Annotated in this window: 1 protein-coding gene; it reads right to left on the reverse strand. The window is 36.8% G+C overall.

Annotated features, from left to right (window positions below):
• On the reverse strand, nt 1-277 hold a 277-nt coding region (locus VJI94_RS08290), incomplete at both ends, for an aldehyde dehydrogenase family protein (RefSeq protein ID WP_324009013.1).

Below are 277 nucleotides of genomic sequence, written 5' to 3' on the forward strand. Positions count from 1 at the left end.
TTGCACACTATCCAAGGACCCATAAATCAATTGAGAAGAAGCCAATAATTTTTGAACCTGTGCTTTTACTTCTGCTCTTTGTGATTCACCTGCCAGAGATCCCATTCTCACTTTTTCATTCAATGGATTTCCGATCGTTGTTTGCGACAGGTATTTACCTAAAGCAATCTGTACATCTTCTATTTTATCAGCAGGTACAAAAATTCTTCGGATAGCGGTACATTTTTGTCCGCACTTGGTAGTGATTTCTTTTCTTACCTCTTTTAAAAAAATATCC

This window comes from Parvimonas sp. D9, from assembly GCF_035282565.1.
Lineage (GTDB): Bacteria > Bacillota > Clostridia > Tissierellales > Peptoniphilaceae > Parvimonas > Parvimonas micra.